Source organism: Mesorhizobium sp. B2-1-3 (assembly GCF_006442495.1).
Taxonomy (GTDB): Bacteria; Pseudomonadota; Alphaproteobacteria; order Rhizobiales; family Rhizobiaceae; genus Mesorhizobium.
This window is the reverse complement of sequence record NZ_VFWL01000006.1, coordinates 15,074-34,645: the sequence shown is the minus strand read 5'-3', so window position 1 is coordinate 34,645 and position 19,572 is coordinate 15,074. Positions and strand designations below refer to the sequence as shown.

Annotated in this window: 21 protein-coding genes; 14 read left to right on the top strand and 7 right to left on the bottom strand. The window is 63.3% G+C overall.

Annotated elements, in window-relative coordinates; genetic code table 11:
- Positions 1 to 74: 74 nt before the first annotated feature.
- On the top strand, positions 75 to 524 hold the full coding sequence (locus FJ973_RS12280) for a GatB/YqeY domain-containing protein (RefSeq protein WP_140524847.1): 450 nt from the start codon (positions 75 to 77) through the stop codon (positions 522 to 524).
- 36 nt (positions 525 to 560) lie between these two features.
- Here FJ973_RS12280 and FJ973_RS12275 read toward each other — a convergent pair whose 3' ends face one another.
- Positions 561 to 1,487, bottom strand: coding sequence for a LysR family transcriptional regulator (locus FJ973_RS12275; protein ID WP_140555986.1), 927 nt, complete (start codon positions 1,485 to 1,487; stop codon positions 561 to 563).
- Between the two features lie 102 nt (positions 1,488 to 1,589).
- Here FJ973_RS12275 and FJ973_RS12270 point away from each other — a divergent pair, with 102 nt between their 5' ends.
- Positions 1,590 to 2,381, top strand: coding sequence for an alpha/beta fold hydrolase (locus tag FJ973_RS12270; RefSeq protein ID WP_140495920.1), 792 nt, complete (start codon positions 1,590 to 1,592; stop codon positions 2,379 to 2,381).
- Positions 2,382 to 2,427: 46 nt separating this feature from the next.
- Here the strand turns inward: FJ973_RS12270 and FJ973_RS12265 are convergent, their stop codons facing one another.
- Positions 2,428 to 3,417: a hypothetical protein gene (locus FJ973_RS12265; protein WP_140495919.1), complete on the bottom strand. Its 990-nt coding sequence runs from the start codon at positions 3,415 to 3,417 to the stop codon at positions 2,428 to 2,430.
- Positions 3,418 to 3,706: 289 nt separating this feature from the next.
- Between FJ973_RS12265 and FJ973_RS12260 the strand changes: the two genes are divergently transcribed.
- Positions 3,707 to 4,411 carry a DNA helicase gene (locus FJ973_RS12260; protein WP_140495918.1) on the top strand — a complete coding sequence of 235 codons (705 nt, stop codon included), beginning with the start codon at positions 3,707 to 3,709 and terminating at the stop codon, positions 4,409 to 4,411.
- A 51-nt stretch (positions 4,412 to 4,462) separates the two neighbouring features.
- Positions 4,463 to 5,020, top strand: a complete 558-nt coding sequence (locus FJ973_RS12255; protein WP_140495917.1) for a GNAT family N-acetyltransferase — start codon at positions 4,463 to 4,465, stop codon at positions 5,018 to 5,020.
- Between the two features lie 114 nt (positions 5,021 to 5,134).
- On the opposite strand, the gene FJ973_RS12250 is transcribed toward FJ973_RS12255, so the two are convergent.
- From FJ973_RS12250 to FJ973_RS12240, 3 genes are all read right to left on the bottom strand, one after another.
- A complete protein-coding gene (locus FJ973_RS12250) occupies positions 5,135 to 6,319 on the bottom strand; it encodes an MFS transporter (RefSeq protein ID WP_140555985.1) in 1,185 nt (394 codons plus the stop codon).
- 122 nt (positions 6,320 to 6,441) lie between these two features.
- Complete coding sequence (locus FJ973_RS12245) at positions 6,442 to 6,651, bottom strand: DUF2061 domain-containing protein (protein WP_140495915.1); 210 nt, start codon at positions 6,649 to 6,651, stop codon at positions 6,442 to 6,444.
- 218 nt (positions 6,652 to 6,869) lie between these two features.
- Positions 6,870 to 8,531: a Na/Pi cotransporter family protein gene (locus FJ973_RS12240; RefSeq protein WP_140495914.1), complete on the bottom strand. Its 1,662-nt coding sequence runs from the start codon at positions 8,529 to 8,531 to the stop codon at positions 6,870 to 6,872.
- A 390-nt stretch (positions 8,532 to 8,921) separates the two neighbouring features.
- Between FJ973_RS12240 and FJ973_RS12235 the strand changes: the two genes are divergently transcribed.
- From FJ973_RS12235 to FJ973_RS12200, 8 genes are all read left to right on the top strand, one after another.
- A complete protein-coding gene (locus tag FJ973_RS12235; protein ID WP_140555983.1) occupies positions 8,922 to 9,317 on the top strand; it encodes an RcnB family protein in 396 nt (131 codons plus the stop codon).
- Positions 9,318 to 9,458: 141 nt separating this feature from the next.
- Complete coding sequence (dnaG, locus tag FJ973_RS12230) at positions 9,459 to 11,393, top strand: DNA primase (RefSeq protein WP_140555981.1); 1,935 nt, start codon at positions 9,459 to 9,461, stop codon at positions 11,391 to 11,393.
- A 524-nt stretch (positions 11,394 to 11,917) separates the two neighbouring features.
- The gene (gene rpoD / locus FJ973_RS12225; RefSeq protein ID WP_140495911.1) at positions 11,918 to 13,942 is read left to right on the top strand and encodes an RNA polymerase sigma factor RpoD; all 2,025 of its coding nucleotides are present in this window, start codon (positions 11,918 to 11,920) and stop codon (positions 13,940 to 13,942) included.
- A gap of 209 nt (positions 13,943 to 14,151) precedes the next feature.
- A complete protein-coding gene (locus tag FJ973_RS12220; protein ID WP_140495910.1) occupies positions 14,152 to 14,445 on the top strand; it encodes a GYD domain-containing protein in 294 nt (97 codons plus the stop codon).
- A gap of 154 nt (positions 14,446 to 14,599) precedes the next feature.
- Positions 14,600 to 14,821 carry a DUF333 domain-containing protein gene (locus FJ973_RS12215; protein ID WP_181167697.1) on the top strand — a complete coding sequence of 74 codons (222 nt, stop codon included), beginning with the start codon at positions 14,600 to 14,602 and terminating at the stop codon, positions 14,819 to 14,821.
- Between the two features lie 20 nt (positions 14,822 to 14,841).
- Positions 14,842 to 15,210 (top strand): DCC1-like thiol-disulfide oxidoreductase family protein, encoded by a 369-nt coding sequence (locus FJ973_RS12210; protein WP_140556197.1) that lies wholly within the window; start codon positions 14,842 to 14,844, stop codon positions 15,208 to 15,210.
- Positions 15,211 to 15,376: 166 nt separating this feature from the next.
- Positions 15,377 to 16,051 (top strand): PadR family transcriptional regulator, encoded by a 675-nt coding sequence (locus tag FJ973_RS12205; RefSeq protein ID WP_140555979.1) that lies wholly within the window; start codon positions 15,377 to 15,379, stop codon positions 16,049 to 16,051.
- 113 nt (positions 16,052 to 16,164) lie between these two features.
- Complete coding sequence (locus FJ973_RS12200; RefSeq protein ID WP_140495907.1) at positions 16,165 to 16,458, top strand: HlyU family transcriptional regulator; 294 nt, start codon at positions 16,165 to 16,167, stop codon at positions 16,456 to 16,458.
- 77 nt (positions 16,459 to 16,535) lie between these two features.
- Here FJ973_RS12200 and FJ973_RS12195 read toward each other — a convergent pair whose 3' ends face one another.
- Positions 16,536 to 17,738, bottom strand: a complete 1,203-nt coding sequence (locus tag FJ973_RS12195) for an MFS transporter (protein WP_140555977.1) — start codon at positions 17,736 to 17,738, stop codon at positions 16,536 to 16,538.
- A 146-nt stretch (positions 17,739 to 17,884) separates the two neighbouring features.
- Positions 17,885 to 18,343, bottom strand: a complete 459-nt coding sequence (locus tag FJ973_RS12190) for an Lrp/AsnC family transcriptional regulator (protein WP_140524836.1) — start codon at positions 18,341 to 18,343, stop codon at positions 17,885 to 17,887.
- A gap of 171 nt (positions 18,344 to 18,514) precedes the next feature.
- Between FJ973_RS12190 and FJ973_RS12185 the strand changes: the two genes are divergently transcribed.
- Positions 18,515 to 19,252 (top strand): AzlC family ABC transporter permease, encoded by a 738-nt coding sequence (locus tag FJ973_RS12185; RefSeq protein ID WP_140555975.1) that lies wholly within the window; start codon positions 18,515 to 18,517, stop codon positions 19,250 to 19,252.
- Positions 19,249 to 19,548, top strand: a complete 300-nt coding sequence (locus FJ973_RS12180) for an AzlD family protein (protein ID WP_140495903.1) — start codon at positions 19,249 to 19,251, stop codon at positions 19,546 to 19,548. The genes FJ973_RS12185 and FJ973_RS12180 overlap by 4 nt, the downstream gene beginning before the upstream one ends.
- Positions 19,549 to 19,572: the final 24 nt, after the last annotated feature.

Below are 19,572 nucleotides of genomic sequence, written 5' to 3'. Positions count from 1 at the left end.
TGCCTCGACATATCAGGGTTTGCGTTGGTCCGCACCGGGCGCTATTGTCCGCGCCGACCGAAGGAGAGAGCACGATGCGCGCAAAAATCGCCGAATCCCTGAAGAGCGCGATGAAGGCGCAGGACAAGCACCGGCTGCCGACATTGCGGCTGATCCAAGCCGCCATCCACGATCGCGATATCGCCAATCGCGGTGCCGGCAAGGAACCGGCCAGCGACGAGGCGATCCTGCAGATCCTGGCCAAGATGGTGAAGCAGCGCGAAGAATCGGCCAAGGCCTTCGAAGACGGCAAGCGTCCGGAACTGGCCGCGCAGGAGCGCAGCGAGATGGAGATCATCCGCGATTTCCTGCCGACGCAGCTCGACGATGCCGCCATCACCGCCGCGGCGCGCGAGGCGATCGCGGCGACCGGTGCCGCCAGCCAGAAGGACATGGGCAAGGTGATCGCGGCACTGAAGCAGAAATATGCCGGCCAGATGGATTTCGGCAAGGCAAGCGGCATCATCAAGGGGCTTTTGCAATAGTCGGCGCGTCGAGCGCGAGCGCCAGCGCTCGCCTGCCTATAAAACAACCTTCTGGGGCTCCAACGCGTGGCGCAATGCTGGCGCCTCCTGCTGGATATGATCCCACAAACGGTTGGCGACCGGCCCGTGGGGACGGTCGCGGCGACGCGCAACCACCAGTTCGTCGGTGCGGCCCGGCATATGAGGGCCGGCGATGGACCGCAGGCGTCCATCACGCAGCTCCTCCTCGATCAGGAAGCGTGGCAGGTGGCCCCAGCCGAGGCCCTGCAGGATGATCTCCTTCTTCATGCCCTGGTCGGCGACCAGGCATTGCGGCGCGCCTTCGACCATGAAGTAGTCTTGTTGCGGTGAATGGCGGGCAGTGTCGCGCATCACGCATTGGGTGAGCGCCTGCATCTGGTCGGGTGTGATCGGCGGCTCGATGCGCTCCGGCAGAAAGCCCGGTGCCACCACGGGAATGAACGGCACCTTGCACAAATCGATCCATTCCACCCGCGCATCGCCCTTGTCGATCCAGTGCAGGACCAGATCGGCCTCGTCGTCGAAAAGGCGTTCCCAAGGGCCGCCGACGGCCTCGAAGTGCAGGTGCAGACGCGTGCCGGGACATTGCGCGAAGAACCGCCCGAGCAGGCCCAGCACCTGCGGTCGTGGGCATAGGTCGCCGATCACCACATGAATTTCGCTTTCTTCGCCCATCGAGAGCTGGGCGGCATGCACGCGCAGGCCTTCCAGTTCGCGCAGCAGCGATTGCGCCCGGCGGTGGAACGACAGCCCGGCCTCGGTCGGGCGCACGCGATAGCCGCTGCGGTCCAGGAGAACGAGGTCGAGCTGCCGTTCCAGCTTGGCGACAGCGGCGAATACAGCCGGGTGTGAACGATGCAACAGGGCCGCCGCCGGCTGAAAGCCGCCGGTGCGGATCACGGCGTCGAAGCACTGCAGGTCGTGCAAGGTGAAGTCAGCCATGTCAGCTTTGATTACAGAGATTGTCCTGACTTTGTAATATCAACAAAACAACGACATGGCTACGCTCTGTCTCATTCAACCCTTCCAGAAGGATCTTTCATCATGAATGAGGCGAATTTCGTAACTGTTGGCGATGGCACGCGCATCGCCTACCGCTTCGACGGCGATGCGGCAAACCCGGTGCTGATGCTGTCGAACTCCATCGGCACCACACTGCATATGTGGGATGGACAGGTCGGCGAGCTGTCCAGGCATTTCCATCTTCTGCGCTATGATTTTCGCGGCCATGGCGGATCGAGCGTGCCGGCCGGCGCCTATTCGCTCGATCGGCTCGGCGGCGACGTGATCGAGCTGCTCGACGCGCTCGGCCTTGGCCGCGTGCATTTCCTCGGCCTGTCGCTGGGCGGCTTCGTCGGGCAATGGCTCGGCATCCACGCGCCGGAGCGGATCGACCGGCTGATCCTGAGCAACACCTCGTCGCATCTCGGACCGGCAAGCTATTTCGACGATCGCATTGCCGCCGTCCGGCAGGCGTCCGATATGGCAGATACCGCCGAAACGTTCCTCAACAACTGGTTCCCGGCAAAAATGGTGGCGGCCAACGAGCCCTTCATCGAGGAATTTCGCGCCATGCTGCTCACCATCGACCGACAAGGCCTGGCGGGCCTCTTTGCGGCGGTGCGCGACGCCGACCTTCGCCGCACCGTGGCGCTGATCTCGCGGCCGACGCTGGTGATCGCCGGCGAGCACGACACGGTGACGGCGGCCAGCCACAGCGAACTGATCGCCGCGGCGGTGCCCGGCGCGAAGCTGGTCGTCCTGCCGGCGGTTCACCTGTCGAATGTCGAATATCCATCCGGTTTCATGCAGGCGGTGTTCGATTTTCTGCGCTGAGGGATGCGATCCCGTAGACCCCGCATCCCCGGAGCCGGGACGGACCTCACGGCTCCTTGCAGATCGGCACCGGCTGCGGCGGCGGTGCCGGGTGGTCCTTCCTGTATTGGGCAATGATCGGCTCGAGCGTCTTTCGCGGCCAGAATTTCGGCGTGCCGATTTCCTTCAGGCAGGATGCGTTCCAATAGGGGCCAGCGTCCGACAGCGAACGGCCCGCCGCCACGATTTGCGCAACGGCGGCGATGTCGCGCGATTCAGGGTAGATGTAGAGCGTAGTCGGATTGTCCTTCACCATCGGGATGATCTGCCGCGCATCCGCCGCCGACCAACTGGTGCAGCCATTGCTGCGGCCGCCGGCATAATCCACCAGTTTGCCGAACGGCACGTAGCCGTCATGGTCGGCATGCGAGCTGGCCGGGTCTTTGCGAAGACACATTCCCTTCAGCACTTCCGCCGGATGCCCGCCGATCACGCGCTGCCTGGCGTTCGCGGCCTCGCCCTCGCCATCGAACTGCACGAAGGTACGCATGAAAGCCACGTCCTGCTTCGCTGCGGTGCGATAGTAGCCCTTGAACGAGGTTTTCGCCTCGCCGGTCATATAGGCGCCGCCGGCGGTCAGTGACGAATCCAGCGCATTGCCGAAGTTCTTCGCGCAGCGCTTGCCATTGGCGAAATCTGCGACGCCCTTCAGATTCCGGCCGCTGCCGTGGCCCGCCGAAACGGCGCGAAACGCCTGGCTGGCCTCGCAGATGATGTAATAACGGTGACCCAGTTTGTTGTTGCCCAGATCGCTAGGGCGCGTCGCATCCATGGCGAAGTAGCAGGGATTGTTAACGGCTCCTGCGCCGACTTTCTTCAGGTAAAGCGCTCGGGCCCGCTCCAGGACCACAGTTGAGATCTGGCCATCACCTTCGCCGACATGGGCCTGCAGCCAGGCCGGAATGGCCGAGGGCGCGGCAAAGGACCGTGCCGTCAAAGCGACGACAACGAGGAAGAGGCTGGCGACGACACCCAGCGGGATAGATCTCAACCGCACCAGACCCGTTCTCCTGTCGAAGCGTTTGTGTTTTGGCGGTGAATCACCCCGGCACGATCATAAATCGGCTTACGCCGGCCGGCGAAACACATCTTGTTCAGCATTCCCGGCACGTATGCGCGTTTTCGACCCGCCAGCATTAGGGTATTGTCTGATTCCGGCGCGCCCACGCCTCCTCCCTCCGTCGGGAAAGCATCATTCATGCGGGGCAATCCGATCATCGAACCGACTGTTCGAGCACCAGGCATAAGGAGGGGTTGCGAAGACTGCTCGCACCAGGAGGTTTGCGATGATTGCGCCCATTTACAATCTGAAGCGTCAAGCCAGGCTGTTGTCCCGCGAGGAGAAGATTCCGCTCCATCAGGCGCTTGACCGTATTGCAGCCCGCGAAGGTTTTGCGAGTTGGAGTCTGCTTGCGGCTAAGGCAGCCGAGACGACGGCCGCCGGCAGGCTGTTCTCGCGGCTGATGCCCGGCGACCTGGTTCTGGTCGGTGCGCGACCAGGCCACGGCAAGACGCTGATGAGCCTCGAACTCGCGGTCGAAGCCATGAAGCGTGGCCATCGCGGCGTGTTCTTCTCGTTGGAATACACGCATCGCGATGTGCTGGACCGGTTTCGCGCCATCGGGGCGGACCCCGCCCAGTTCGACCGATTGTTCGCGTTCGACACTTCCGATGGCATCAGCGCCGACTACATCGTCGAGGTGTTGGGATCGGCGGCGCGCGGGACGCTCGCTGTCATCGACTATCTGCAACTGCTCGACCAGAAACGGGACAATCCGGAGCTGATGGATCAGGTCCGCACGCTGAAAGCTTTTGCGCGTGACACGGGCGTGATCCTGGTCTTCATCTCGCAGATCGACCGCTCCTACGATCCGTCGACGAAGCCGCTTCCCGATCTGAATGACGTTCGGCTGCCGAACCCGTTGGATCTGTCGCTGTTCAGCAAGGCATGTTTCCTCAACAGGGGCGCGATCCGGTTCCAGCCCGCTTGAGCGTTCCAGTGGCCATCGCTATGCCTGCTTGCTTGCAAGGAAGCATGGATCATGATCGAAATCATCAAGCCCGGGCTCAAGCATCTGGCGTCCTACAAGGCTGCGCTCGAGCGCGGCTGGTCGCCCGACAATGTACGGCTCATGGAGGCAGCTCGCGAGCAGCTTGCCGCAATCGAGGAGGATCCGGCGGCGTTCCTGGCCAGCCTCGATGATCCCGAGGCCAAGGGGCCGCCGATCACCTTGCCTGACGGCAGACAGGTCCCGCGCCTGCCGGGCTTCAGGCGCTGGATGTGGGACGGCGAGACGTCAGGCTCGATCGGCCTGCGCTGGCAGAAGGGCACGTCGGCGCTGCCGCCGCACGTGCTTGGCCATATCGGCTACGCCGTGGTGCCGTGGAAACAGCGACGCGGCTACGCGACGGAAGCGCTGCGGCTTATGCTGGATGAGGCGAGGGCGGTCGGCCTGGCTCATGTCGACATCACCGCAAAACCTGGCAATCCGGCCTCGCACAAAGTGATCCTGGCCAACGGCGGCAGACTGGTCGAACGTTTCCTCGAAGATGCCGCCTATGGCGGAGCGGAGAGCCTGCGGTTCCGCATCGATCTGTAATGCGTTGGAGCTGCGCAGCCGCCGGGCGAGACATGACTGTTCATCGCGTCGTGCTTGCGCCGGTGGACGCCCGGATCAGGCATGATCGGTGGTGGATGTCCTGACGCGGATAATCTACTCAGCCGCTGCCGTCAGCGGTGGCGTGGCGTTGCTGCGCCACTCCCAGATGTGCGAGGCGAGCGCCACCGCGACTGCGACGAGCATCGCCACAGCGCCAAGCAGCGGCAGGCTGCGATAACCGTAACCGCCATTGAGCATGGCGGCACCGAGCGATGCCGCGAGCGCTATACCGACATTGAAGCCGGATGGGATCAGCGAGGAGGCCAGGTTCGAGGCATCCGCAGTCCAGGACAGGATGCGGGTCTGGATCGGCGTACCGATGGCAAAGTTGAGGCCGCCCCAGATGACGATCGCCACGACCATCGGCACGGGATAGGGGCTGACGGCATAGATCACCGCAAGCGTCACCGCCTGCAGGGCCAGCATGGTGATCAGCGAGGGCATCAGCTTCCAGTCGGCTAGCCTGCCGCCGAGGAAGACGCCAAGCGTGGCGCCGACGCCATTGAGCAAGAGCACCCAGGGCACCAGGTTCTCGTCGAGGCCGGTGATCTCAAGCAATGTCGGGGTGATGTAGGTGAACAGGCCGAACTGGCCGATCATCAGCATCAGCATCAGGATCAGCGAGGTCCAGACCTGCTGGCGGGCAAGCACGCGGACCTCGCGGGCGAGGCCGGCGGGTTTGGCCTGATAGCCTGCGGTGCGCGGCAAAAGGGCTGCCATGGCAAGCGTGGCCGCCACGCCCAATGCGCACATAACCCAGAAGGTCGCGCGCCAGCCCCAGATGTTGCCGATGGCAGTGCCCGCTGGCACGCCGATCACGTTGGAGACAGTGAGGCCCGACAGGATGACGGCCACCGCCATGCCGCGCTGGTCCCCGCGCACCAGCCCGACCGCAACCACCATGGCGACGCCGAAATAAGCGCCATGCGCGACTGCGACGGCAATGCGCAGAAGCAGCATCGAGGTGAAGTCGGGCGCCAGCGCGCAGGCCGCCTGACCGATGGTGAAGGCGACCGCGAGGCCGAGCAGCAAGGTTTTGCGCGGCAAGGACTTGGTGGCAAGTGCCAGAAGCGGACCGCCGATGGCGATGCCGCAGGCATAGCCGGAGACGAGATAGCCCGATGTCGGAACCGAAACGCCAAGCCCTTGCGCCACCTGCGGCAGCACGCCGGCGATGACGAATTCGGTGGTGCCGAAAGCGAAGGCAGCGATGAACAGGGCGATGAGCGGAAGCGACATGGCGGGAATTAAATCCTCGAATGCAGGCCTCAAACCACGGATGCGCGCTGCCGGCAATCCAGAAATTTTTGTCGCCGCTTTAGCTTTTCTTGATCTCCGGGTTCAAAATCTTGACCCCGGGTTCAGAACGGGGTCTTGCGTCCATAAGGAACCTTCAGCCATGCCCGCTCATGAAAATAATAGAGCAGCGACTTGGTGAAGACTTCTGTCACGCCGATGGCGGCCGCCAGCTTGACGCTTCCGGTCACCACCAGCGAGATGATCATCGTATCGATGGTGCCGGTCACGCGCCACGAAAGCGCCTTGGCGAAACTGCGCGAATGGGTGTCCATCGATCTCCTCCGAAAGCTTTGGCTGATATGCCTAGCCCGAGCGATGGAAACGCGGCAATGGCAATTTTGCCGCCGAAGGACCGACGCCATGCAATTCTGCCGCAATACAATTTTTTCGACAGAGTGCGGCGCTCTTCCTTCTGCCCTTGTTTGTTGGGAGGTGGCGTCGCAAAGCGAGGTGGGATGAGGTGTCTCAAAGAAGGGAGAGATGTCGTTGATCAGCTCGCCTTCAACCTGGATCCGCCGAGGAGGCCGCGTTCTTCCAGCACGGGATAGGCCATCGATGCCAGCAGCGAGTTGATCTGTTTGAGATCGCGGATGGTGTCGAGGTGGATCGAACTGGTCTCGACGCTTTTGGCAGTGCCTTCGCGCAGCCGCAGGAAATGGCTGGCGCTGGTCTCTTTTTCGGCGTCGCGCAGCCGTTCCTTCTCCAGCACCAATTGGCGAGCCGTCTCGGCATCGCGCGACACCAGCACGTTGAAGGCAAGCCGCGCATTGGCGAGCACCGAAGCGTGGAAGGCGCACAGCTCGCTCCAACCCTCGTCGGTGAATTCCAGTCCACGGTCGAACTTCTTCTTCACATGTACCAGCATGTTGCGCACGATGATGTCGCCGACCTGCTCCAGCTTGACGCAGGCGCCGATCAGTTCCTGGCAGCGCAACGCCTCGTCCTCGGTCAGCGGGTTCTTGGTGACCTTGGCGAGGTAGAGCTTGATCGCCGCGTGCTTGCGGTCGACGCGGTCGTCAAGGGCGGCCAGCGCCTTGATCTTGTCGGCATCGGCGCTCTCGTAGAGCTCGATGATGCGCTTGAGCATGATCTCGACCGTCTCGCAGACCCGCACCACCTCGCGGGTGGCATTGGCCAGCGCCTGGCTCGGCACGTCGAGCGCGCTTTCGTTGAGCGCCGAGAGTTCGACGACGTCGAGCGTGGCGGCTGGCGTCTTGGTGCCGAGCGCGACGATCTTCTCCGAGGCGCGGTAGACGAGACCCGCCAGCGGCAGGCCGGCGAGCAGGATCAGCACATTGAACAGGATGTGGGCATTGACGATCTGGTCCGCTGCCGTCGCGCCAAGGAACGCGAAATGCGGCCTGAAGATCATGACCAGGATCAGCATGACCAGCGAGCCAAGCCCGCGCATCAAGAGGTTGCCGATCGGCACGACGCGCACTTCGGGGCCGGAGGAGCGGGTCAGCATGGGCGCGATGATCGACGAACCGAGATTGACGCCCAGGATGAGGACGACGCCGAGTTCGGGCGTGATCAGGCCGCGGCCCGCCAGCGTCGCCATCAACAGGACCGCGGCGATGCTCGATTGGAACAGCCAGGTGATCAGCGCCGCCAGCAGATAGGCGGTGATGGAATCGCCGGAGAAGTAATTGATGATGACCGGCATCAACTGGCTGTTGCGCAGCGGCTCGGATGCCTGACCGATCATTTCCAGCGACAGGATCAAAAGGCCGATGCCGACCAGGATGCGACCGGTCTGGCGCCAGTCGCGCCGCTCGGTGGCCATGAACATGACCGTGCCGGTGATCAGGCAAAGCGGCACCAGCAGCGTGAGATCGAAGGTGAGCAGCTTGACCACCAGAGCCGAACCGATCTCGGCGCCGCGCACGGCCAGTTGCCCGGCCGCGCCCGAGACGATGCCGGAGCCCGCGAAGGAGCCGACCAGCAGCGTGACGGCGGTGGAGCTCTGCAGCGCTATAGCGAGGCCGGTGCCGGCCAGCACCGCCATGACAGGATTGCGCATGGTGGCGCGCAGCTTGTGGCGCAGCACGTCGCCATAGGCGCGCTCGACGCCGGTCTTCACCATGCGCGTGGCAAACAGCATCAGCGCCACGGCGCCGGCCAGATGCAGAAGAACCACGGAGCCGCTCATTGCGGCGCACCGATACGGACAAAGCCGGCGACACGGGCAGCGCGGCGGCCGGGGGAAGGACGAGGGGTGCGAATCATGATCATGGCGTTGACCGATAATAGCTCGAATATTTTAGCCGGATAATAAAAATTTGTCGATTTCAAGGGCTGCCGGCGCGCGACGGGGCGTGTCGGAGAATGGACGGATGCTGAAATGGTTGCATGAGCCCCGCCGCCCTGACGCCGCGGATCGGCCGATGTTGCCCCCCGCCCTTCGCCCGGAATTTGCGAGGATGTTCAACCAATCGGCCTAAAGCTTCGGATTTATTACGGAATTGTAATGCTCATGTTCAGTTTCGGTTCATTCTTCGACGGCTATTTCTGCGGCATTGACAACCAAGGAGATTCCTTCATGAAGCGCATTGTTCTTTCCGGTCTTGCTTTCTCGATGCTGGCCGCCACGTCCCTGACGGGCCAGGCCGCACCGCTCAATGCGCCGGTCGCGCCGCAGTCGAACTATACCAATGTCGATTGGCAGAAGCCCACCAACCGGGATGTCAGGAAGCGCGTCATCCAGAAGCGCGTTATCCAGAAGCGTATCATTCAAAAGAAGGTCGTCGTGAAGCGGAACAACTGGCGCAATGGCCAGAAATATTCCGGCTGGCGGCAGCATCACCCGGTCCGCGATTATGGTCGCTACGGCCTGCATCGTCCTGGCCGTGGCCAGGAATGGATCCGCGTCGGCAACGACTATGTGCTGGTCGGCGCCCTCTCCGGCATCATCTTTGGCGCCATCGCCGCGCAGTAAAGTCCCGATAGTGCCAGACTGGAGGAAGGGCGGCCCGCAACGGCCGCCTTTCCTTTTGCCCTGTGGAAACCGGGCATCGTCAGCATTAGGGGTCGCCGGACTTCGCGGGCATGATTATATGGGGGATAAACGAGTTCCCCGATGCGCTTTCCGCCCGCCTTCCTCGACGAGATACGCGACCGCGTGCCGATTTCGCAGGTCATCGGCCAGCGCGTCGCCTGGGATCGCAAGAAGACCAATGCGTCGCGCGGCGATTATTGGGCCTGTTGCCCGTTTCATGGCGAGAAGAGCCCGTCCTTCCATTGCGAGGACAAGAAGGGCCGCTATCATTGTTTCGGCTGCTCGGTCTCGGGCGATCACTTCAAGTTCCTGACCGAACTTGACGGACTGAGCTTTCCCGAGGCGGTCGAGAAGATCGCAGACATGGCCGGCGTGCCGATGCCGGTTCGCGACGTGCAGGAGGAGCGGCGCGAGAAGGAACGCGCCAGCCTTACCGACGTCATGGAAATGGCGACTGCTTTTTTCCAGGAGCGGCTACAGGGCGCGGAGGGCGCCAAGGCCCGTGCGTATCTGCGCGACCGCGGACTGACGCCCGCGACGCAGCATGCGTTCCGGCTGGGCTATGCGCCCGACAGCCGCAATGCGCTGAAGGAGCATCTGGCCGCAAAGGGCGTGCCGAAGGCCGATATCGAGGCCTGTGGGCTGGTGCGCCATGGGGATGACATTCCGGTCTCCTATGACTGGTTCCGCGACCGCATCATGTTCCCGATTCCGGATTCGCGCGGCAAGATCATCGCTTTCGGCGGGCGAGCGCTGGCGCCGGATGCGCTCGCCAAATATATGAACTCGCCCGATACCGAGCTCTTCCACAAGGGCAACGTACTCTACAATTTCGCCCGCGCGCGAAAAGCGCTGGCCAAGGGCGGCACGGTCATCGCCGTCGAAGGCTATATGGATGTCATCGCATTGGCGCAGGCCGGCTTCGAGAATGTCGTGGCGCCACTCGGCACGGCGCTTACCGAAAACCAACTCGAACTGTTGTGGCGTATGGCCGCCGAGCCGGTTCTGTGCTTCGACGGCGACAAGGCCGGGCTGAAGGCCGCATGGCGGGCCGCCGACATGGTGCTGCCCGTAGTCCAAGCCGGGCGCACGGCGCGTTTCGCGCTGCTGCCGGAAGGCAAGGATCCCGACGACCTGGTCAAGGCGGAGGGGCCGGATGCCTTCCGTGCCGTGCTGGCGGAAGCGCGTCCTCTTGCCGATCTGTTATGGATGCGCGAGACGGCGGGCGGCGTCTTCGACACGCCGGAGCGGCGGGCCGAACTGGAGAAGCGGCTGCGCGAACTGACCAGCCGCATCCGTGATGAAAGCCTGCGATATCACTACCAGCAGGAGATGCGCGAGCGCGTGCTGAGCTTCTTCGGTTCTCAGCGCGCAACGCGGCAAGGTCGTCCGGACTGGAAACCGGGGCAGGGCAAGGCGCCCGCTCCCGGCGGACAATTCGCTAAAGCCGGCGGTGGTCGCATCGCCATCACGGAAAGTCTCGGCCAGTCGGCACTGGTCAAGCGCGGCAACGAAGGAATGTCGGTGCGCGAAGCGACGATCATCGTGGCACTGGTCAACCACCCGGCGCTGATCGACGAGAATTTCGCCCATGTCGAGTTCCTTGATCTCGCCAACCCCGAGCTGAGGCGGCTGCACGGTGCCATCCTCGACGCGATGGCACATGACATGGCCAATGACCGCCACGCCGTGGTGGCGACGATCGAGCGCGCCGGCTGCGCCGAGATCTGGGAGCGTGCCGTCAGCCTGATCAGGCGGGCGCGGCAGTGGCCGGCGCTGGAGACGGCGGCGCTCGAGGATGCCCGCGACGCTCTGAACCAGGCGCTGCACTTGCAGCGTAGCGCGCGCACCTTACATAAGGAGCTGAAACAGGCGGAAGCGGCGATGGATGCGGATCCTTCGGACGAGAATTTCCGCCATCTGATCGAAATTCAAGCGCAATTTCGGGATGTACAAGCGACGGAAGCGCTGATCGAAGGCTTCGGTGTTTCGTCGGGCAGGGTTGGTCGGGCCTGAAGCATGGTTCCGAAAAGCGGGACCCGGTTTTCGGGAACGATCCTACTCCAGTAGTAGAAGAAAGGCGGAGCTCATTTCGGCCCGAGGGTTGGGACGGGCTCATGCCAGCAAGTGCAGGAAAGACGGCGTTGTCATGGATCTTCTAGAGCCGGACCGCGCTAAGTCGGGTAATTGATTCGCTTTTTTCATGCGAATCATGCGAGAGGCGCTTGACCTTCCGGCAGAATGGCGGAATCAGGACGATTCGAAACGTTAACCCGCACCCGCGTCGACGGGAAAAGCAGCGATGTGAGGTCTTGGTCACTGGACAGGCAGCCAGCCTGCCACAGATATCAGGGTTAATCTGGACTTAATGCATGTCGCCCAAAAATGGAAACCGGTTTTGGGCGACGACAGGGCACCAACAAAGAGATGATGCAGTTATTGGCCCGGTGAAGCGCGTTGCAAAAGCGAGCCCAGCCGATTTGACCGGTCCGACAGCTTGCGCGGCCTCGATGTCGGGCCGCTAGGAGAAGATAAAGACTATGGCGACAAAGGAAAAGGAAGAGGTCGAGACCGAACGCGAAGGCGCCACCGATGGCCCTCTGCTCGACCTTTCCGATGATGCTGTCAAGAAGATGATCAAGGCCGCCAAGAAGCGCGGCTATGTCACCATGGACGAGCTGAATTCGGTGCTGCCCTCCGAGGAAGTGACCTCCGAGCAGATCGAGGACACGATGGCGATGCTGTCCGACATGGGTATCAACGTCGTCGAGGACGACGAGCAGGGCGAAGAGGCCGAGGCCGGCGACACCGCGGCGGATGCCGAGGAAGACGCCAACGAACTGGCCGAGCAGACCGGCACCGCCGTCGCCGCCACAACCACGAAGAAAGAGCCGACCGACCGCACCGACGATCCGGTCCGCATGTACCTGCGCGAAATGGGTTCGGTCGAGTTGTTGTCGCGCGAGGGCGAAATCGCCATCGCCAAGCGCATCGAGGCCGGCCGCGAGACGATGATCGCGGGCCTGTGCGAAAGCCCGCTGACCTTCCAGGCCATCATCATCTGGCGCGACGAGCTCAACGAATCCAAGATCCTGCTGCGCGAGATCATCGACCTCGAAGCCACCTATGCCGGCCCCGAGGCCAAGCAGGCGCCAGTGGTGGAGCGCGTCGAGGAAGCGCCTAAGGTCGAGGAAAAGCCGCGCCGCGGACGCGACGATGAAGACGACATCACCAATGTCGGCGCTGACACGCGCGGCATCGGGGATGACGACGAGGAGGACGAGGACGAGGCCAGCCTGTCGCTGGCGGCAATGGAAGCCGAGCTGCGCCCGCAGGTCATGGAAACGCTCGACGTCATCGCCGACACCTACAAGAAGCTGCGCAAGCTGCAGGATCAGCAGGTCGAGAACCGGCTGGCCGCGGCCGGCACGCTGTCGCCCAGCCAGGACCGCCGCTTGAAGGAGCTGAAGGACCAGCTCATCAAGGCGGTGAAGTCGCTGTCGCTCAACACGGCGCGTATCGAGGCGCTGGTCGAGCAGCTTTACGACATCAACAAGCGCCTGGTGCAGAACGAGGGCAAGCTATTGCGTCTCGCCGAAAGCTATGGCGTGCGCCGCGAGGAGTTCCTGAAGGAATATCAGGGCTCCGAGCTCGACCCGAACTGGACGCGCTCGATCGCCAATCTGACCTCGCGCGGCTGGAAGGAGTTCACCAAGAACGAGAAGGACGCGATCAGGGATCTGCGCGCCGAGATCCAGAATCTGGCCACGGAAACGGCCATCTCGATCCTGGAATTCCGCAAGATCGTCAACCAGGTGCAGAAGGGCGAGCGCGAAGCGGCGATCGCCAAGAAGGAAATGGTCGAGGCCAATCTGCGCCTCGTCATCTCCATCGCCAAGAAATACACCAATCGCGGCCTGCAGTTCCTCGACCTGATCCAAGAAGGCAATATCGGCCTGATGAAGGCCGTCGACAAATTCGAATATCGCCGCGGCTACAAGTTCTCGACCTACGCGACATGGTGGATCAGGCAGGCGATCACGCGTTCGATCGCCGACCAGGCGCGCACCATCCGCATTCCGGTGCACATGATCGAGACGATCAACAAGATCGTGCGCACCTCGCGCCAGATGCTGCACGAGATCGGCCGCGAGCCGACGCCGGAGGAACTGGCCGAGAAGCTCGCAATGCCGCTCGAAAAAGTGCGCAAGGTGCTGAAGATCGCCAAGGAGCCGATCTCGCTCGAAACGCCGGTCGGCGACGAGGAGGATTCGCATCTGGGCGACTTCATCGAGGACAAGATGGCGATCCTGCCGATCGACGCGGCGATCCAGGCCAATCTGCGCGAGACCACCACGCGCGTGCTCGCCTCGCTGACGCCGCGCGAGGAGCGTGTGCTGCGCATGCGCTTCGGCATCGGCATGAACACCGACCATACGCTCGAGGAAGTCGGCCAGCAGTTCTCGGTCACCCGCGAGCGTATCCGCCAGATCGAAGCCAAGGCATTGCGCAAGCTCAAGCACCCGAGCCGCTCGCGCAAGCTCAGAAGCTTCCTGGATAGCTGAGGCCTACCGATTGCGAAGAGATCAAGGGCGCCCATCGTGGCGCCCTTTTTCTTTGGCGCTCGCCATTGCGGCACGCGCCCTTAGGGAGGATAATTTGGTGTCGGATGCATTTTTCTGGGCGACAACCCGGGAAGCCCGCCCCGGTCAAGGCCGTGTCGACATCTCCATGGCCTGAGTACCGTGCTCCGTGGCCCCGGAGGAGGCGTGCCATGACGACTTACATCATGCTGATGAACTGGACCGAGCAGGGCGCGAAGAACGTGCGCGAATCCCCCAAGCGCCTCGATGCCGCCAAGACGCAACTGGGCGAGATGGGGGGATCGTTCAAGTCGTTCTACCTGACCATGGGGGAATTCGACATGGTGGCGGTGGTCGAAGCGCCCGACGATGCGGTGCTGGCGCGTTTCGCGCTGATGCTGGCCGCGGGCGGCAACGTCAAGTCACGGACCCTGAAGGCTTTCCCGGAGCTTGCTTACCGCGAGATCATCTCGTCGCTTGGATGATGCAAATCGGGACGTTCCGGAGCCGATGAGCAGGTGCCGGCTCGACGGCGCCTTGCGGCAAGACAGTGCGCTTCATCGTGATAGAATGCAGCCAGCGGAGATCGCGATGAAGACAGTTTCGATATTGGCTATCAGCCTTGCCGCGTAGTCGTCGATGCCGATCGATGCCGACACTGCCCCGCAAAAACCGGTCGGCATGTCCAATCCCGCATCGGTTCATTGCGGAGAGATCGGCGGGCGCCTGGTGATCAAGAAGGACAAGGCCGGCAATGAATATGGATTTTGCCGGCTGTCCCACCAGCGGCTATGCGAAGAATGGGCGCTGTTTCGCGACAACAAATGCGTAGGGCCGAAGATGGCGATGGGCCTGAAGTGATCGATAGCAGAACCAGGCCCTTGCTGACCGTCTGGTACAACACGCGCTGCCCGGTCTGCGATGCCGGCATTACCAGGCAGAAGCGGCGGCTGATCGAGGTGGTCAAGGCCGGGCGGATCGAATTTCGCGACATCAATCATGAACCGGAAGCACTGGCCGGATTTGGCGCTTCGCTGGAAGACATCCGCCGCCGGCTGCACGCGACCGATGCTCAGGGCAGGCTACTGGTCGGCGCCGATGTCGCCATCGCCGTGTGGGCGCTGACGCCGGGCGAGGGCTGGCTGGCAAAGTTGCTCGGCAACGCCCTTACCCTGCCGCTCGCTCGCTTCGGCTACGACCGCTTTGCCGACCTGCTCTATGCCTGGAACCGACGCAATGGCCGCTGGTAACGCCGGCTACTCCAACCATGGTGAAGATGTTCGCGCGCGACCGGCGGGTCGGCGTCCGACAGATGCTGTTCGCTTCCGGCCCGATACATCGTAAGATATGTCTTGACTCCATGCTGGCGTGCGCCTAGCTAAGATATATCGTAAGATAGAACTCAAGGAGCAATCAATGCACAGACACAATCATTTTGGCGATCGCGCCGAGCGCGTCTTCATGCACATGGCCGGCAAATTTGGCGGCAGAGGCGGGGGCGGCGGCTTTGGCCCGTTCGGCCATGGCAGGGGCGGCGGACGCGGCGGCCCGGGCGACATGTTCCGCGCCGGGCGCATGCTGGCCGACGGCGACCTCAAGCTGATCACGCTGTCGCTGCTGGCCGAGGCGCCACGCCATGGCTATGACATCATCAAGGCCTTGGAGGAGCGCACCAGCGGCATCTACAGCCCGAGCCCGGGCGTGGTCTACCCGACGCTGACCTTCCTGGAAGAGGCAGGCTATGCCGTGTCCTCGAGCGAAGGCAACAAGAAGGTGTTTTCGATCACCGAGGCCGGGCAGGCGCATCTTGCCGACAACCGTGAGATGATCGACGGCGTGCTAGACCATCTCGAGCGCTTCGGCCGCAAGATGGCCAAGGCGCGCGACTGGTTCGGCTGGAACGACGATAGCGAGGATCGGCGCGACGGCCGAGGCGGCCGTTCGGAAAAGCGCGACGAATTCCGTGCGCTGCGCCACCGGCTGCGCGCCGCGCTGAGCGACATCGTCGATGCGCCGGCGGACAAGCAGGCCGAGGCGATGAGCATCCTCGAAGACGCCGCCGCGGCGCTCGAAGCGCTGTCGCGCAAATAACCCGGCTTCGGTCCAACCGGCACGGCCCTTGCCCGTTCAGGCAAGGAGCGATAGTGAAATTCATCCCGCGCCAGATTATGTGGTGCGGGATGAATGCTGTTGGAGGAAGTCCGATGTCTTTTCTGAAGCGTCTTTTCGGCGGTGGCGGTGATGAAGCGGCCGAGCCAAAGAGCGCCGCACCGGCCAAGCAGGTCGAGCACAAGGGTTTCACGATCAGCGCCACGCCCTACAAGGCCGATGGCCAGTACCAGACCTGCGGCGTCGTCTCCAAGGATGTCGACGGCGTCCTGAAGGAACACAGATTCATCCGCGCCGACCGCTTCGCCGGGTTGGACGATGCCGTCGACATCTCGATCAAGAAGGGCATCCAGCTCGTCGACGAGCAGGGCGAGCGGATGTTCGGGTAGGCGCCGACGAACAGCTCAAGAATTCGACAGACCCGAGGGCCGGCCCAGATCCTGGGCCGGCCCTTTCGTTTGCTCCGCTATGCCGGCTGCAACGCTCTGCGCGGCAGTGGCGGGAAGGCGATGACGATGCCTGCCGCACCCAGCCCGATGAGGGCCGAACCGATGAACAGCCAATGGTAGTTGGCGTAGGCGTCGAACACCATGCCGCCGGCCAGCGGGCCGAGCGCCATGCCGAGGCTGGACAGCATGGTCGCGGCGCCGAACACGGTGCCCAGGATGCGCTGGCCGAAATATTCGCGCGCCAGCACCGCGTAGAGGGGCATGACGCCGCCATAGGTGGCGCCGAAGATGACGGCCAGCATGTAGAACTGGTCGAGCTGGCTGACCGAGAGATAGGCGGCGATCACCACGGCCTGGATCAACAAGCCGGCGATCAGCACCGGCTTGACGCCAAGCCTGTCGGCGAGCACGCCATAGAGCAGACGCCCGCCAAGCCCGGCAAGGCCCTCGACGCTGTAGATCGAGACGGCGGCCATGGGCGCCACGCCGCACAGCATGGCATAGCTGACCATGTGGAAAATCGGCCCCGAATGCGCCGCGCAGCAGGCGAAGAAGGTCAGCCCCAGCACGATGAATTGCGGCGAGCGCAGCGCTTGGCCGACGCTCAGGCCGGCGCCCTCGGCAACCGGCGAGGAGCCGGTGTCGGTCACGACAGGCTTCGGTGGCTGGCGCACCAGAAGCACCGCCGGCAGGAGCAGCACCCAAGCCATGATGCCGATGTCGAACATGGCGGTGCGCCATTCATAGGCCGAGATCAGCCAGCGGGCGAAGGGCGAGATCGTCATCGGCGCGACGCCCATGCCGGCCGAGACCAGCGACACGGCAAGGCCGCGATTGGTGTCGAACCAGCCTGTTGTAAGCGCGATCATCGGTGCGAAGAAGGCGCTGGCCGCGAGCCCGACGAGCACGCCAAAGGTGATCTGGAAGGTGATAAGCGAGCCCGCGCGGCTGGCCAGCACCAAGGCCAGGCCGAGAAGCAACGCGCCGATCGTGACGACGATGCGGGCGCCGAAGCGGTCCGACAGCGCGCCCCAGGCGAAGCCGCCAAGGCCCATGACCAGGAAATTGAGCGTCATCGCGCTCGATATGCCGGCGCGTGACCAACCGGTATCGAGCGCCATCGGCTCGAGGAAGATCGCCAGCGAAAACATGGTGCCGATGGCGACACAGGACATCAGCGCGCCGGCCGCGACAATGACCCAACGATAGGAAAGGTTCATGGTTTTCTCCCATGCCGTAAGGCATTTGTTGTGCGGCACGGCCTGACTTGGCCTGCCGCTTGCGTCCGAAGGACGCCGGCGCCGGCACCAATCCTACAATCCGGTTGCATTTTTTATCCAGTCCGGGATGGGCCATTCCCCGGCGCCTAGATCGGCAGTTCCGATGTGTATTTGATGGTCTGGCTGGGAACGTCGGTCTTGACGTTCTGCACGCCCCTGATGCGGCTGAGATGTTCCGACTGGAAGCGGCGGTAGTCGTCGATGCCGGCCGCCACCACGCGCACCATGGCGTCGCAGTCGCCGAGCATCAGATAACATTCCATCACCTGCGGCAGCTTGGCCACTTCGGTGGCGAAATGCTCGATCGTGTCTTCGTCCTGCGCTTTCAGCCAGATGCGGGTGAAGAAGGTCAGGCCCTTGCCGATGCGGGCCGGATTGAGCACTGCGACGTAGCGGTCGATGACGCCGGCCTCCTCCAGGAGCTTGACGCGACGCAGGCACGGCGACGGCGACAGGCCGACTTCAGCGGCCAGTTCATTGTTGGCCATGCGCCCGTCGCGCTGCAGTGCCCGCAGGATGCGCCTGTCGATCTCGTCAAGTTTCATGGCTCTAAATTCCGTTTATCTGTTGATTCATGGCATAAGATGCCAAAATCTGGTAAAAGACAACAATCTTCGCAACCAAATTGCGAGGCCTGGCGGCTATGGTTGCCCTGACATCAGCGGCATCCGACGGAACCGGCAGAGGCGGCCGCGCGGCGCGGCCGGAGGAAGATCATGAGCATTGCAGAGACCAGATCGGCGGCGGGCGGCGGACTGAACTCCGAGTTCCGGCGCGGCGTGGCCTCCTGCGCGCCCGTGCTGTTCGGCACCATCCCTTATGCGCTGGTGCTTGGTGCACAGGCCACACAAAGGGGGCTCAGCACCGCAGAACTGTCGCTGCTGACGGGACTGAACTTCGCCGGCGGCTCGGAATTCGCGGCGATCCAGCTGTGGACGTCGCCGCCGCATGTCCTGCTCATCGTCGCCATTACCTTCCTGGTCAACAGCCGCCATCTCCTGATGGGGGCGGCACTGGCGCCGTTCCTGCGCGACCTGCCGCGGCGCAAGGCGTTTTCCGCGCTGTTCTTCATGTGCGACGAAAGCTGGGCGCTCGGCCTGGCCGACGCCAAACGGCGCGCCGCCGACGGCGTCGCGCCAGCCTTCAGCCCGCGCTACTATATGGGCGCGGCAGTGGCGATGTACCTGACCTGGGTGGCCTTCACCACAATTGGCGCCTTGCTCGGGCCGGTGCTGGGCGAAGCCGAGACCTACGGCTTCGACATGGCGTTCGCGGCCGTCTTCCTGGTACTGCTGCGCGGCATGTGGAAGGATGTTGCCGCTGCGCGGCCGTGGCTGGTCAGTCTGATCATCGCGGCGCTGACCTACCTTTTCGTTCCCGGCGCCTGGTATGTAGCGGCGGGCGCGCTGGCGGGGCTGGTCTCGGCCTGGCTGTTGTGGAGGGATGAGGCATGATCGACGCGCAGACGCTTCTCACCATCGTGCTGATGGCCGGTGTCACGTACCTCAGCCGCGTCGGCGGCTATGTCGTGCTGCGCAATCGGGTGCTCAGCGCGCGGGCAACGGCCGTGATGGAGGCGGCGCCCGGCTGCGTGCTGATCTCGGTGATCGCGCCTGCCTTCGTCTCGAAAAACCCGGCCGATCTTCTGGCCCTGGCCGTCACGCTGATTGCCGCCACGCGATTTTCGATGCTGCCGACCGTGCTGATCGGGGTCGCTTCGGCGGGACTGCTGCGGCACATCATTGGATAGGCCAAAAAAGGCAGGCGCGGGCGC